Source organism: Chitinophagales bacterium (assembly GCA_041392475.1).
In the GTDB taxonomy this organism is placed as follows: domain Bacteria; phylum Bacteroidota; class Bacteroidia; order Chitinophagales; family UBA2359; genus JAUHXA01.
The window spans coordinates 2,974,682-2,988,762 of the sequence record JAWKLZ010000001.1 but is presented as its reverse complement, the minus strand read 5'-3'; the positions used below and the strand labels follow the sequence as shown (position 1 = coordinate 2,988,762).

The 14,081-nt window shown below is 40.5% G+C and carries 11 protein-coding genes; 9 read left to right on the top strand and 2 right to left on the bottom strand.

What is annotated here, in order from left to right; translation table 11 throughout:
* Nucleotides 1-117: 117 nt before the first annotated feature.
* The 5 genes from R3E32_11085 (at nt 118) to R3E32_11065 (ending at nt 5,023) form a co-directional block, all read left to right on the top strand.
* The gene (locus tag R3E32_11085; protein ID MEZ4885261.1) at nt 118-1,503 is read left to right on the top strand and encodes a dihydrolipoamide acetyltransferase family protein; all 1,386 of its coding nucleotides are present in this window, start codon (nt 118-120) and stop codon (nt 1,501-1,503) included.
* A 94-nt stretch (nt 1,504-1,597) separates the two neighbouring features.
* Nucleotides 1,598-2,560 carry a MoxR family ATPase gene (locus R3E32_11080; protein ID MEZ4885260.1) on the top strand — a complete coding sequence of 321 codons (963 nt, stop codon included), beginning with the start codon at nt 1,598-1,600 and terminating at the stop codon, nt 2,558-2,560.
* A gap of 649 nt (nt 2,561-3,209) precedes the next feature.
* On the top strand, nt 3,210-3,941 hold the full coding sequence (locus R3E32_11075) for a hypothetical protein (GenBank protein ID MEZ4885259.1): 732 nt from the start codon (nt 3,210-3,212) through the stop codon (nt 3,939-3,941).
* Between the two features lie 112 nt (nt 3,942-4,053).
* Nucleotides 4,054-4,782, top strand: a complete 729-nt coding sequence (locus tag R3E32_11070; GenBank protein MEZ4885258.1) for a hypothetical protein — start codon at nt 4,054-4,056, stop codon at nt 4,780-4,782.
* Nucleotides 4,736-5,023, top strand: coding sequence for a hypothetical protein (locus tag R3E32_11065; GenBank protein MEZ4885257.1), 288 nt, complete (start codon nt 4,736-4,738; stop codon nt 5,021-5,023). The genes R3E32_11070 and R3E32_11065 overlap by 47 nt, the downstream gene beginning before the upstream one ends.
* Before the next feature lie 583 nt (nt 5,024-5,606).
* On the opposite strand, the gene R3E32_11060 is transcribed toward R3E32_11065, so the two are convergent.
* Complete coding sequence (locus tag R3E32_11060) at nt 5,607-8,501, bottom strand: amino acid adenylation domain-containing protein (protein MEZ4885256.1); 2,895 nt, start codon at nt 8,499-8,501, stop codon at nt 5,607-5,609.
* A gap of 477 nt (nt 8,502-8,978) precedes the next feature.
* Here R3E32_11060 and R3E32_11055 point away from each other — a divergent pair, with 477 nt between their 5' ends.
* The 3 genes from R3E32_11055 (at nt 8,979) to R3E32_11045 (ending at nt 12,656) form a co-directional block, all read left to right on the top strand.
* Entirely contained in the window at nt 8,979-9,587 is a 609-nt protein-coding gene (locus R3E32_11055; protein MEZ4885255.1) for a pseudouridine synthase, read from the top strand.
* A 108-nt stretch (nt 9,588-9,695) separates the two neighbouring features.
* A complete protein-coding gene (locus tag R3E32_11050) occupies nt 9,696-12,065 on the top strand; it encodes a hypothetical protein (protein MEZ4885254.1) in 2,370 nt (789 codons plus the stop codon).
* 117 nt (nt 12,066-12,182) lie between these two features.
* On the top strand, nt 12,183-12,656 hold the full coding sequence (locus R3E32_11045) for a hypothetical protein (protein ID MEZ4885253.1): 474 nt from the start codon (nt 12,183-12,185) through the stop codon (nt 12,654-12,656).
* A gap of 60 nt (nt 12,657-12,716) precedes the next feature.
* Here the strand turns inward: R3E32_11045 and R3E32_11040 are convergent, their stop codons facing one another.
* The gene (locus R3E32_11040) at nt 12,717-13,256 is read right to left on the bottom strand and encodes a GNAT family N-acetyltransferase (protein MEZ4885252.1); all 540 of its coding nucleotides are present in this window, start codon (nt 13,254-13,256) and stop codon (nt 12,717-12,719) included.
* A 146-nt stretch (nt 13,257-13,402) separates the two neighbouring features.
* On the opposite strand from R3E32_11040, the gene R3E32_11035 reads away from it, so the two are divergent.
* Nucleotides 13,403-14,053 (top strand): DUF2238 domain-containing protein, encoded by a 651-nt coding sequence (locus tag R3E32_11035; protein MEZ4885251.1) that lies wholly within the window; start codon nt 13,403-13,405, stop codon nt 14,051-14,053.
* Nucleotides 14,054-14,081: the final 28 nt, after the last annotated feature.

The window sequence follows — 14,081 nt, the reverse complement described above, 5'->3', positions numbered from 1 at the left end:
CTTCAAAACAATCTTAAATTTACACCAAGCTGCAATAGATTCCTTTTTTAGTGCAAACGATATGGTTAATTTTGTGACTTCAAAAAAAGATAAAACTTCCCTAAAAACAAAGAAATTATGGCACAGGTTGAATTGATAATGCCCAAAATGGGCGAGAGTATAATGGAAGCTACAATTTTGAAGTGGCTCAAACAAGAGGGCGACCCAATTGAAGCTGAAGAATCGGTATTGGAGATTGCAACGGATAAAGTGGACTCAGAAGTTCCTTCACCTGTTGATGGCATCTTGTCCAAAATTTTGTTTGAAGAGGGTGATACCGTTGAAGTAGGGAAAGTGATTGCGATGATAGAAACGGCTGCAAGCGCAGAAGCGGGAACCAATAGCCCCTCTAATTCGCAAGAAACAAGCCCTGCAACGGACTTGCCACAAGCCAGCGTTTCACAAATTGTTGAAGAAGAACCACAAGTGCAAGAAAGTGTTGCCAAAACACGTTTTTACTCTCCTTTGGTGATGAATATGGCACGCCAAGAAAACATTGGCATGGACGAATTGGAGAAAATTGAAGGAACAGGCAAAGATGAGCGGGTGACCAAACGGGATATGCTTCAATACATTGAAAGCCGCAAAACTGCAAAAACTTCAAAACCAATTGAACAGCAGCCCCAAACAATCGCTACTCCTCAAACTCCGCAGCCACCACATACCAAACCCATTGAAGTACCGCAAGTGCAACCTCCAACACCCAAAACTCCCGTTCCTCCACGCATTACCCCGCCAAAAGTGGACACAGGCGGCAATGTCGAAATCGTGGAAATGGATCGTATGCGCCGTTTGATTGCCGACCACATGGTGATGTCGAAGCAGGTTTCGCCACATGTTACTTCTTTTTCGGAGATAGACATGACTGATATTGTGAATTGGCGCAACAAAACAAAAGATGCTTTCCAAAAAAGAGAAGGCGAAAAACTCACCTTCACGCCCATTTTTATTGAAGCGGTTACAATGGCCCTCAAAGATTATCCATTGGTAAATGCTTCTGTGGATGGCTACAAGATGATTGTCCGCAAAGACCTCAATATCGGAATGGCAACGGCTACTCCAAGCGGTAATTTGATTGTGCCTGTGATTCACAATGCCGACCACAAAAGTCTCGTAGGACTTGCCAAATCGGTCAATGACCTAGCCAATCGTGCGAGAACTAATCAACTGAAACCCCAAGAGGTTCAAGGCGGTACGTTCACACTCACCAATGTGGGAACGTTTGGCAGTATCATGGGAACACCGATCATCAATCAACCTCAAGTAGCGATTTTGGCAGTAGGGGCTATCCGCAAAAAACCTGCGGTGATGGAAACCAAATATGGAGACGTGATTGCGATTCGACATTTGATGATTGCCTCGCTCTCTTACGATCACCGAATTGTTGACGGCGCATTGGGTAGCACTTTCTTGAATCGTGTGAAATACTATTTGGAGCATTTTGATGTGAATAGAGTTATTTGATAAAATCTTATGTGAAGAAGGAATTTTATTGAATCTTAAATCGTTATAAAGGTATAATGTGTTATAGCTTCAATGAAAACAATAAATTCCTTCTATGTACAATTTCGATATCTATCAAGGAAATGGGCGACAAAGCCGTTTTGAACTTCCTACCTACCAACATCTCGGTAAACTCGACGAACCCAGTGGCTACATTGCTAGTGATTATTTGCGAGATGCGGTCAATGTCGCTTTGGCATTGGGGCAACCTCTGTTGTTGACAGGTGAACCAGGAACAGGCAAAACGCACTTGGCGAAAAGTATTGCATGGGAATTGGGATTGGGTGAACCCTTGGTTTTCAATGCTAAAACCGATTCTGCTGCAAAAGACCTTTTTTACCGCTACGATTCACTCGGTCATTTTCACCATACCCAAATCAAAAAAACGGATATTGAGGTAAACGACTACATTCATTTTGAAGCACTTGGAAAAGCGATTTTGTCGTCTTATGATGATGCGAATGTACGTGCTTTACTGCCCCAAGAATTGCAGCACATTGGAGCGCAAAAATCAGTGGTGCTGATTGACGAAATTGACAAAGCAACCCGTGATTTCCCGAACAACATCTTGCACGAGATTGAGAACATGAGTTTTATGGTGTCGGAAACGGGTAAAAAATACAGCATACAAGACCAACGTTTTCGCCCGATTGTGATTTTGACGAGCAATTCAGAGAAAAACTTACCCGATGCTTTTTTGCGGCGATGTGTGTATTACCACATTCCTTTTCCTGAAAAAGATATGCTGCGAGAGATTGTAAACAAACGGCTGCAATTGAGTGAAGGATTTCGGCAGCGTATGTTGGAGGCTGCAATTGACCATTTCACCGAAATCAGAGCCAAAAAACTACGCAAACGACCTGCAACAGCGGAACTTTTGGCGTGGATCCACATTCTCGACAAACTAGAGGTGAACCTCGAAGTGCCTACTCCCGAACAGTTGCAAAAATTGGCGAGTACCTACAGTATTTTGGCGAAAAACCCAGAAGATTTGAAGCGGTTGCGGGAGGACCTTTGATAATAATCATACAATCACATCAAACTTCAAAAGTGTACTTGTTGGGTAAAACCTTATAGGTTTAAAACTTGAAACGCTATACGAAAATATTAATCAAGTGAATTCTTATAAAGAAAAACCTATAAGGTAAGGTTTAGATTCCCAGTCAATAAAGCGTTTTGTCCAGTATTTAGCAATAGTTCGTGCAGAAATCACAACAATTTAATTATCAACAGTTTAGAAGATAATTTTTATTTTGCTAATTATTTGATAATCAAAACTCTGTGCCTCCGTGCTTCTGTGTTCATTAAAAATTGCACGAACTATTGTTTAGGCAATAAAACCACATCAAACTTCAAAACGGGCTTGCATGTCTCAAAAAAATAGTGTATATTAGCAGTACCACAAATTTATAGTAAAAAAGACTTGAAAATAAGCAAACTATAAACTTTATTGATTCACCTATAACCTTCAATTTATGCCTAAATAATACACCAAAACAATTCCCGACCGACCCCCGTATTAACTTACTTTATCGCACAAACGTTCACTGATTGATGTAACATGAAGCTTATCAGCGAGTTTTTGAACAATGGTCGAGCAGTGGAGTTTTTGCAGTTTGAGAACAATACCCAAACTTTCCGTTTTACTAAATTATAAATACAATAAAATGAAACCTCAATACACAATTTCACTTTTTTTCATATTCTTCTACTTACAAACATCCGCTCAATCGCCTTCACCCTTATACTTATCCATGGGAGCAGGTTTGGGAGGTACTTATACGCAGGTATTAGAAGATATTGAAAATGTACAGCAGGTTGGTTTGGCGATTCCTATACAGATGGCACTGGGCTTCCGATTTAGTGACAGGATAGGTATAGAGTTGAGTTTTGCCCATCATTTAAAGCAGTATCAAGTCAATCTTGACAGATTTTCACGAGTCGGAAACCCAATAAGAGTAACAAGAGGTCTGACTACAATGAGTGGCAACTTTACGGTCGGTCTTAATGCGTATCTCAAATTACCTATTCAACAAGGCAGACGGTCTATTGGTGCATTGGTGGGCTATAACCAAGCCTTTTATCCTGCAACAGGTGTTGGAACTGCTACCTGTGGTGGTGAACGTAATTTTGATTGTGATTTAGGAATGCTGTATGCTGGATACGATATATCTGGTATTAGCTACCGTTTTCTAAACTTTGGACTATTTTCCGAGCAAAAAATCGGATTAAAAAATCATATTCGCTATGGTATTCACTATAGGACAGGTGGTGGTGAGCCACGCCCAATGACAGGCGAGATGATTGTATATTTGGGAGAAGATGAAGTGGAGAATATCCCCTTCTACAACAATGGCTCTTTTTGGTCACTTGATTTTGCTTATATTATTAACTTGTGAACTATCCACAAGCACTGACCGATCACGGAGTCGTTGTATTGACCATTTCACCGAAATCAGAGCCAAAAAACTACGCAAACGACCTGTTTTACTAAACTATAAATACAATAAAATGAAACTTCAATACACAATTTTACTTTCATTCATCTTTTTCTGCTTACAAGTATCTGCTCAATCTCCTTCACCCTTATACCTATCTATAGGAGCAGGTTTGGGAGGTACTTATACGCAGGTATTAGAAGATATTGAAAATGTACAGCAGGTTGGTTTGGCGATTCCTGTGCAGGTGGCACTAGGTCTTCAATTTAGCGATAGAATAGGTATAGAGTTGAGTCTTGCCCATCATTTAAAGCAGTATGTAGTTAATCCTGAAAGATTTTCACGAGTCGGAAACCTAAAAGATATTCCTCCAATATCTTCAATGAATGGCAACTTTACAGTCGGTCTCAATACGTATTTTAAAGTACCTATTCAACAAGGCAGACGATCTATTGGTGCATTGATAGGCTACAATCAAACTTGGTATCCAACGACAGGACTTATAGCAGCTAATTGTGGTGGCGTGTTTAATTTTCCTTGTGATGTGGGGAGTCTGTATGCTGAATACTATATAACTGGTATTAGCTACCGTTTTCTAAACTTTGGACTATTTTCCGAGCAAAAGATTGGTTCTAAAAACCATATTCGCTATGGTATTCACTATAGGACAGGTGGTGGTGAGCCACGCCCAATGACGGGTGAGATGATTGTATATTTGGGAGAAGACGATGTGGAGACTACGGCATTCTATAATAATGGCTCTTTTTGGTCACTTGATTTTTCTTACATTATTAACTTGTGAACTATCCACAAGCACTGACCGATCACGGAGTCGTTGTATTGACCATTTCACCGAAATCAGAGCCAAAAAACTACGCAAACGACCTGCAACGGCAGAACTGTTGACGTGGATCCACATTTTCGACAAACTAGAGGTGAACCTCGAAGTGCCTACTCCCGAACAGTTGCAGAAATTGGCGAGTACCTACAGTATTTTGGCGAAAAACCCAGAAGATTTGAAGCGGTTGAGAGAGAATTTATAGTGCGTTGTTTTTTATTGAACGCAGAGGTACAGAGGTACAGAGGTATGTGGATTTTTTCTTTTGTCATTCAGAAGGAATCTTGTTGGCCGAATGTTCGAAACTTGGAAAATTGACGAACTTGTATTAGATTGATTTTGAACGAAGAGGCGCAGAGATATGGAGATTTTGTTATAAAATGCGCTCTTGTTTTTGTCATTTTGCAAGAATCTTGTTGAAATTTACTGCTAAAATCATTGACAACTGTATGTAGAAGCATTGGACAGCATCTTTGTCATCTTCAACCGATACATCTGGATGGTCAAAATCGGTATATAGATCAAATAATCTGTTTTGGTGAGTTGAATTTCTCACTTAAAGTGTTCAGTCAAATTTAAATTGATGGGTAAATTTTGCACGTTTAAGTCTTCAGGCTCCATGCAAGAATAACTCAAAAAAAAATCTCCAATAGTCAAACTATTGGAGATGATTAAACCAATTACTAAAAAAAATGCCGCTTTTAATCTTAATTTCCTTTTTATTATTGTTACTTAATATATCAATAGACGTTTTGGGAACTCCGAATTGAAAGTTTTTTTTCATTTTTTTACAAAAAATCTTCAAACTGCCGATATACTTCCCATGTGGTCGCACTCAAAAAATCATTTTTCAAGACTCCTCGCCAACTATCCGCCAATTTTGGATTGATGGATTTTTGCTGTAATAACTTTGGGTCGCCCATTGCCTTGCTATCCGAATAAATACCATCCACCATTTTGGATTCAATATTTTGATAAGGGTTCGCCATATTTTTGTGGAATTGCAGTCCAATTTGTTCACACATTGCCTGAAGGTGTTGCTCAGGATTTTGTGCGAGTTGTTCAAAATGAAGGCGGTATTGGCGGTTTGCAGGAATGTTTTTGAGGAAACGATAGATATTTTGGTGGCTGTGGGTCCATGTCAATTCACCAATTTCACGGGCATTGTAGGAATGGGGTAGGAGATAGGCTACTTGGTTCATTCGCATTTTGGCAAAAGACTGAATCATGGCATAAGGATGTCGAACCAAGTGTATGAAAATCGCTTTTTCACCAAATTGTTGCGCCGCTTGCTGCAAGATGTTGGAGTCCATCGAATAGGAAGGGGATTTATCTACAAGGATTTTATCACCCAACCAATGCTGTAATAAACGGTACATTTCAAAGGTTTTACGTCCTTGTTGCTCGCACTGAAAAATCGAAAATTTAGCATGGTCGGCATCACATCCCTGCAATTCCATCACCGTCCGAATCAATCCCTCTTTCCACAAACCAAACTTGCCACTGTAGGCTGTATTTCGTTCTCGCATGGTGTCAAACCCCAACAATTGCAGTTCATTGGCTGCAAAAAGTTGTGGATGCCCTGCCAGCATGACCCTCAAAAGTGTTGTACCAGAACGAGGAGGTGCAAGGATGAAGATAATCGGTTTGGTAGCGGTTGTTTCTTCGAAATTTCGATTTTGTAGGATGGCAGTAGTCGGAATGTATTGATGGAAATTATTGAAGTCAGCTTCCTTTAAGGTGGGTAGAGAAGTTTTACTAAAATGTCTGTATGTGTTTGTGTCTTTAGGTGTTTGTGTAGATAAGGGTGTTTCGGTATTCAATGTCCCTATATGGTTAAAAACAGGATGTCTGTCCAAAGCCTCCTTATAATCCCGCCGAAGCATAGCCGCATATTCTGCAATGGTTGGATTGTCGAAAATGGTGACAATAAAAATGGATTCTTGCAACTCTTTTTGCACTTGATTGATAAACTGTGCCGCTTGTAGAGAATTGCCGCCCAATTCAAAAAACTTGTCCTTCAATCCCACACTTTCTACCTCCAATATTTCACACCACAATTGCAGCATAAAATTTTCTAAAGCATCGTTTTGCCTTTGCAGCAAATGATTGGACTTCAATGTGCGATTGGTATTTTCAAAAGGCAGTTGCAGTTCCGACAAAGATTTTCGGTTGATTTTACCATTTGGAGTGCGGGGTATCTCCTTCAAAAAAACAATATTTGTAGGAATCATGTATTCAGGCAAATGCTGTTTCAAATTTGCCTTGATTTCTACTTCCTTCAATGGGTAGCCAGGCTGCAAGGTGGCATAAGCAACCAGTTTTCTGGAATTTGCAGCATTGCCTTTCACCACCACAACAGCTTCTTGAACACCTGCTTGTTGACAAATGACCTCTTCAATTTCCCCCAACTCAATACGGTAGCCTCGCAACTTGATTTGGTGGTCGGTGCGTCCCAAAAACTCAATGTTGCCATCTGATAGCCAAGAACCCAAATCACCTGTGCGGTAAACTTTTGCAGGTTTTTCATTGGAAATCTGAAGCTCCAAAAACTTCTCATCAGTCAGCTTAGTTTGATGCAAATAACCTTTCGCAACACCTTTACCGCCAATGTAGATTTCACCTTGTTCACCAAGTTTGACAGGTTGTTGGTTTTCATCTAAAATATAGATTTTGGCATGGGCTATTCCTTTGCCGATTGGTACACTTTGGGCTTCAATCATTTGTTTGGGGCAGTAGTAAACGGTTGACCATACACTGCCTTCAGTTGGACCATATTCATTGTATAAGTTGATGCTCGGGAGTACTTGGTAGTGTTTGTTAACCAAAGATTTAGGGCAGGCTTCACCTGCGACAATGACTGTTTGGAGGGAAACCAATTTTGAAGTAGGGTAATCCAATAATAAGTTATGCAAAGAAGGCAAACAAAGCAGGTGAGATATGTGGTGTTCTTCAATGAGATTCACCAAACACAGCGGGTCTTTTTCGGTATTTTGAGGCGGCAAAACCAAAGTACCCCCATCTGCCAATGTCCAAAATATACCTGCCACCGAACTGTCAAAAGCAAAAGAAGATAGCAACAAAAAACTGCGAACTTTGTCGGGATAATATTGCAGTCGAGCTGTGGTCGAATACCACAAGTTTTCGTGCGTCACCATCACACCTTTGGGTTTTCCAGTCGAGCCAGAGGTGTAAATAATGTAGGCCAAATCGTGGTTTTGGAGTTCCACAAAGGGGGCTTCGGTTGGATAGTTGAGGATATTGAGCCAATCGGTTTCAAAGCTTATGACTTGCTCAACTTCGCCAAATTTGGTTATTAAGTGCTGTTGTGTCAGAAGGATTTTGGTAGATGTATCTTCCAAAATATACTGTATTCTTTCATCAGGGTAAGAAGGGTCAATTGGTACATATATGCCTCCTGCTTTCATTATTCCCAAAATACCCACCACCATCTCCAATGAACGTTCTACACTGATGGCTACCATTGTGCCTTTTTGAACACCCTTATCTTGGAGGTAGTGGGCCAATTGATTGGTACTGTTGTTCAAGGCTTGATAGGTAAGATATTGTTGGTTGAATCTAATAGCAGTCGTTTTAGGATTTTGTTTGGTTTGTTGGTCTATAAAATCGGCGAATAGGTGTTTGTCGGACACTACCACAGAAGTTACGCTATTGGTTTTCATGGAGAATAATTTAGTCAGTTTGTGTATTGATTTGAGTCTTTTGTGTACTGGTATAAGTGGGTTTGTTGGTAAGGAATTATGGGAATGTAACTTTGTGGTAATTGATAAATAGCGAATTTAATGCCAAAACTATGACAATTCGTTTTGAAGCAAAGGATTATTGAAATTGGATATTTAACGGAAGATATGAGTGGTAACTATGCTCATAATGCGCTGTAATGGAAATTTCCATATGGGGCGTAGTGTCGATACCACAGATAATTAATAATTTAGTTGTGCAGAAGATTTTTTTGAGGGTCAAATAACTTTCGTTGTGCGGTAATAACTGCCCTTTTCACGTCATTTTGTAAAAATCTTGCGAATTCGTACGGTTAAATTTATTGGTATCCAGTAGTTTTGAAGAAAATATTCGCTATTTTGAAATATTATATACTTAAATAGCATAACGAAAGAAAACGAAGATATTTCCCTTGATTTATGAGCAAAAATAAACCCCAACTCCAATACTTCCTACTCTACAAACCCTTCAATGTCCTTTGCCAATTCACTGATTCCTCCAATACCAAACGCACATTGGCAGAAGTATATCCTTTCCCCAAAAACGTCTATCCCGTAGGGCGATTGGATACCGACAGTGAAGGTTTGCTGATTTTGACCAACGATAAAACGCTCAATCACCGCCTCTTGAATCCACAGTTTGCCCACAAACGCACGTATTGGGTACAAGTAGAAGGCATCCCAACAGCAGAAGCATTGAAGCAGTTGAAGCAAGGCGTAGAAATAAAAGTGGGTACAAAGATGTACCGCACAAAAACTGCTCAGGTGACGCTACTAAAAAAAGAACCCAATGTGCCTGACCGTGACCCGCCCATCCGTTTTCGGCAAAACCAACCTACTTCTTGGCTTGAACTGACCCTGACCGAAGGCAAAAACCGTCAAGTCCGCAAAATGACCGCCAAAGTAGGTTTTCCTACCTTGCGCTTGATTCGGGCATCCATTGAAGGTTTGACCATTGAAGGAATGGAAGCTGGGCAAGTATTGAAGGTGTCGAAGAATACATTGGAGCGAAAGGTTTTTCTTTTATAAGCCAATTACACGACAATAGCGTTTTTGTTGGTTCTAAATCATCTTTTTATCAGAAGGACGTGTTATTTTTGAGGCAAACACATTTGAACAAAAACAAACGTCCTATATATGAACCGTTCATTCTACCATCTTATTCTTTCCATTTTCCTTGCTATCATCACAGTTGATTTGCCAGCACAAACTCAAGTTTCGACCATTCCTGAGCCTTGTGGTACAGAACTTTCTGCCAAACAATTGCAGTGGCTCAAAGCGTTTCGGCAACAGCCAACGAGTTACCACAAATCGGCAGATGCCCCATTGTATGTGCCGATGCAGATCCATATTTTGGGTTCGGGTGATGCCGACAAACCATACGGCTTTTATCCTGCACAAGAAGCTTATCGGGTTTTGTGTGAATTGAACGATGATTTTACGGATACAGGCATACAGTTTTACAGCGCAAGTGATTTTCATTACATTGTCAAGCCTGGCTATTATTCGCAGTTTGAAGTATCGCAGGGTTTAGAAATGATGAGTATTCACAATTTCCCCGATGTCATCAATGTCTATATCGTTGGCAAAGCAGCTGGGTTGTGTGGGTATTATGCCCCTGGATATGATGGTATTGTGGTCATCAAAAGCTGCATTGAATCGGGCGATAATACTTTGGCGCATGAAGTAGGACACTATTTTTCGCTGCCACATCCTTTCCTCGGTTGGGAAAATGGCAAAACGCCTCCTCCTCACCAACAAGAATTGGTAGATGGCTCTAACTGCGCTACAACAGGAGATTATTTCTGTGATACAAGAGCCGACTATGCCTCGAATCGCTGGAACTGCCCCTACAGCGGCAAGCCAAAATATGACCCAAATGGTGAATTGATGGATCCTGACGAAACCCTCTTTATGTCATACAGTTACGACCATTGTTCGACTCGGTTCAGTGCCGAACAAGCAGAAGCAATGGTTGGAAACATCTTTCAAAATCGGTCTTATTTGCTGCAAAATTCACCTCCAGAAATCGTGCGAATGGATCAAAATTTGCTACTCTATCCCGTAAGTCCTGCAACACCTGTGCCTTTTGAACATGTATTGTTGAGCTGGTCGGCAGTTGAAGGGGCGAGCGAATACTACGTCGAAGTTCGCAATGAAAATTTGATTGTAAACATTGCTCCTGCCGATGCGTCTTTTTACACCACTGAAACAAGTGCAATGTTGGAATTGGATCCTTACATCACCTACAATTGGAGTGTGCAACCGTTGGCGGACAATATCGCTTGTACGAAAGCTTCAAAAGGGCAGTTTTCAACGATTCGGGCAAGAACGATTTACGCCGAAAGTTTCACGATGGATGTGCCGCAATGTCATGGTGAATCGGGGGGCAAATTGCAGATTGAAGTGGCAGGCGGAACTGAGCCTTTTATCTATTTGTGGAATACAGGTAGCACCGAATCTTTTATCGAAGACATTACGAGCGGTACATATAGCGTGGTGGTAAAGGATGCAAAAGACAAAAAAAATACCCTGCAATTTGATGTGCCTCAGCCCAATCCCATTGCGATTCGTCTCACACAAACTGCAAATGGTGAAGCCGTTGCAAGAGTATCGGGCGGTGTTGCACCTTATGAAATGCAATGGTCGAATGGCATGACAACGGACATCATTGAAGGTCTGGAAGCAGGTGTTTATGTATTGACGGTGACGGATGCCAATGGATGTGAGCAAACCAATCGTATTCAAATAGTTGATTTTGAAGTAATCAAACGAAACTTGTCCTGCTACGGAACGAAAGATGGTTCGATAACTTATTCCTTCAATGATAATTCACTTGATTTGCAATTTGACTGGAACATTGGCGAAACGACTGCTTCTATTGAAGGTTTGAAACCTGCACTTTACAGCGTTGAAATCACGGATGGCAACTTGATACACATCGAACAAAATTTCACCATTTCTAACCCTGAACCACTTCATGCCGTAATCAGTATTGATGCAGAGGGAACAGTTTGTGCGGAAGTGACAGGGGGAACGCCTCCTTATACCTACATGTGGCCCATCGGTATCACCGATCAACCTTGTCAAGCTGGACTGCCTGATGCTTCTTTGATTCCCGATCCGTGGAAACTGAATGTGGTGATAACAGATGCTTCCGACTGCTTTTTAGAATTTTATCCTTTTGAAATTCCGCCTCCTATCAATAGCGATAAACGTGCTTCTACCAATGTATTGGCAGATTTGTCATTGGGCGATTTTCAGTTGTTTCCTAATCCTGTTATGCGTGACCAAAAGCCCCAATTGAAGTTTGAGCTAAATCGTGCTTCCATGGTATCTGTGCGTATTTTTAGCAGCGTTGGGCAATTGATGTATCAAGCAAATAGTCCGTATGAGGCAGGAGCTTATGAGCAATATTTGGATATTCATAGTTGGCAAAGTGGCTTGTATTTGGTGAGGATGGAAGTGAATGGAGTGAGCTTGGTAGAACGTTTGTTGGTGTATTAAAATATGTGTTGAATTGCTACAATTTTCATTTTTTTTGTTTGCAGTGCAAGGTTTATGTGATTTATCTTTGGAGTACAATCCTCACTTTATTTTAAACTATTAAACATTTTATCTTAGATGAAACCATTAAAATTATTGTTCCTCAACCTTTTGATTGTGTCGTTTGCCTTCAATGGGAGTTACGCCCAAAATGAGTCGCATGCTCAAGAAATGTTGTCGGATTTTAGCAAAAGCAAAACTGCCTTGGAAACACTGGAAAAAGGCTTAGTAGATGCAGCTCAGTCACGAATGAACGGATTCACTGTGACCGAAGTACAAATAGACCCCAAAACAGGCATGATTACGGTCATGGGCAAAAATGAAAAGGGAGGTATAGAAACCCTTGCAGATGTGAAATCTACCTCTTATTACGACAATAGCTACCGTGACAATGGCAACGATAATGCTAAAGCAAGTAGAGGGTACTTTCGGAGTTGGTGGGATTGGTTGATTGGAACAGAACCCGTAGCAGCACCTGAACATGAAGGAGATCCACTCCCTCCTAATTATGGCAAGAAGCCAGACCCAGGGGTGATTATGGGGAATGAATAATATAAATATTTGTTTTTGAGTTCTATATTAAAAAAACCTCCTAACCAATGAAATTATTGGTTAGGAGGTTTTCTTTTTTAGACTTTCTTCCACATTCAGCCAATATCTATTTTCCTTTACAATTGTATCAGGTCTTTCTATGGCATCTATGAGGTTTCCGCCCCAATGTTCAATGATTTTTTGAGAACCCAAATTATCTGCTTTGCAGGTGATAAGCAGTTGATGCAAGCCCATTTCTTTGGCTTTGACGAGGGCCAAACCCAGTTGTTTTTTGCCGTAACCCATTTTCCGTTTTGTGGGACGAATTTGGTAGCTGATGTGTCCGCCAATTCGCTCCAAATAGACATTGAGTTGTGAGCGAATGTCTATCCTTCCGATATATTCTTTTTTGTCGATGAGCCAATATTGAGTAGTGGCAACATAACCAAAAGGTAGGTTGATTCCCTTCGCAAAGTTTTCATAATAAGTGATTAAACCGTTGAAATTCTTCACTGTTGCTTGGTAATCTATATCGAGATTTAGCCTTTCTTTGTGGAATTCTGCAAGGGCTTTGAGGTAAGATTTGCGGTATTTGAGATGGGGTAAAACGAGTTCACACATGATTTTCTTGATTTTTAGGCCTTTCAAAAATAGAAAATTATTTGAACTTGCTACGATTTATTGACTTCAATAGTGTTTTAATCTTTATATTTGAAAGTACTCTCCCTTCAAAAAGCTTCCTCACTTCAAACCTAAAACGCACCAATATGGATTTTACTGTTGCCATTTCCAAACACAGAACCCCTTTTTTGAAGAATAATTGGTTGAAGTTGTATGCACTACTTTTCTTGGGGTTTTGGATTTATACCTTTATAAGTACACCTAACTTCAACAATTGGCTTTTAGAAAATGGATTGACTTTCAACTTTTTAGGTGTGTTGATTTATGCCTATCGCCGTTATCAGTTCAGCGATTTGAGTTATACCTTGATGTTCGTTTATCTCAGTTTGCATGTTTATGGAGCGATGTACACCTACGCTGAAAATCCATTTGGTTATTGGCTGCAAGAAGTCACTGGTACAGAGCGCAATAACTACGACCGCATTGTGCATTTTAGTTTCGGTTTAATGTTGGCTTACCCTTTGCGAGAACTGTTTTTGAAGTGGATACAATTCCCGAAATGGGTGTCGTGGGCTTTGCCGATTGAATTAACTCTCTCTATGAGTGCTGCTTATGAATTGATTGAATGGGCAGTAGCAGACATCTTCTTTAAGGAACAAGGTGCTGCTTATTTGGGTACGCAAGGAGATATTTGGGATGCCCAAAAGGACATATTTATGGCGGTTTTGGGCGCAGTTATAGCTACTGCAATTGTGTCGTCGGTGAAGCGGATTTTTGATATTTATGAGGAGGATTGATTGATTGATTAAATTTCCAAGGTCAGTT

What these genes read in the sequence shown, in the direction of transcription:
- R3E32_11070 (MEZ4885258.1), top strand. Translation starts at nt 4,054, where the DNA reads ATGAAACTTCAATACACAATTTTACTTTCATTCATCTTTTTCTGCTTA.
- R3E32_11055 (MEZ4885255.1), top strand. Translation starts at nt 8,979, where the DNA reads ATGAGCAAAAATAAACCCCAACTCCAATACTTCCTACTCTACAAACCC.
- R3E32_11065 (MEZ4885257.1), top strand. Translation starts at nt 4,736, where the DNA reads ATGGCTCTTTTTGGTCACTTGATTTTTCTTACATTATTAACTTGTGAA.
- R3E32_11040 (MEZ4885252.1), bottom strand. Translation starts at nt 13,256, where the DNA reads ATGTGTGAACTCGTTTTACCCCATCTCAAATACCGCAAATCTTACCTC.
- R3E32_11050 (MEZ4885254.1), top strand. Translation starts at nt 9,696, where the DNA reads ATGAACCGTTCATTCTACCATCTTATTCTTTCCATTTTCCTTGCTATC.
- R3E32_11075 (MEZ4885259.1), top strand. Translation starts at nt 3,210, where the DNA reads ATGAAACCTCAATACACAATTTCACTTTTTTTCATATTCTTCTACTTA.
- R3E32_11035 (MEZ4885251.1), top strand. Translation starts at nt 13,403, where the DNA reads ATGGATTTTACTGTTGCCATTTCCAAACACAGAACCCCTTTTTTGAAG.
- R3E32_11060 (MEZ4885256.1), bottom strand. Translation starts at nt 8,501, where the DNA reads ATGAAAACCAATAGCGTAACTTCTGTGGTAGTGTCCGACAAACACCTA.
- R3E32_11080 (MEZ4885260.1), top strand. Translation starts at nt 1,598, where the DNA reads ATGTACAATTTCGATATCTATCAAGGAAATGGGCGACAAAGCCGTTTT.
- R3E32_11085 (MEZ4885261.1), top strand. Translation starts at nt 118, where the DNA reads ATGGCACAGGTTGAATTGATAATGCCCAAAATGGGCGAGAGTATAATG.
- R3E32_11045 (MEZ4885253.1), top strand. Translation starts at nt 12,183, where the DNA reads ATGAAACCATTAAAATTATTGTTCCTCAACCTTTTGATTGTGTCGTTT.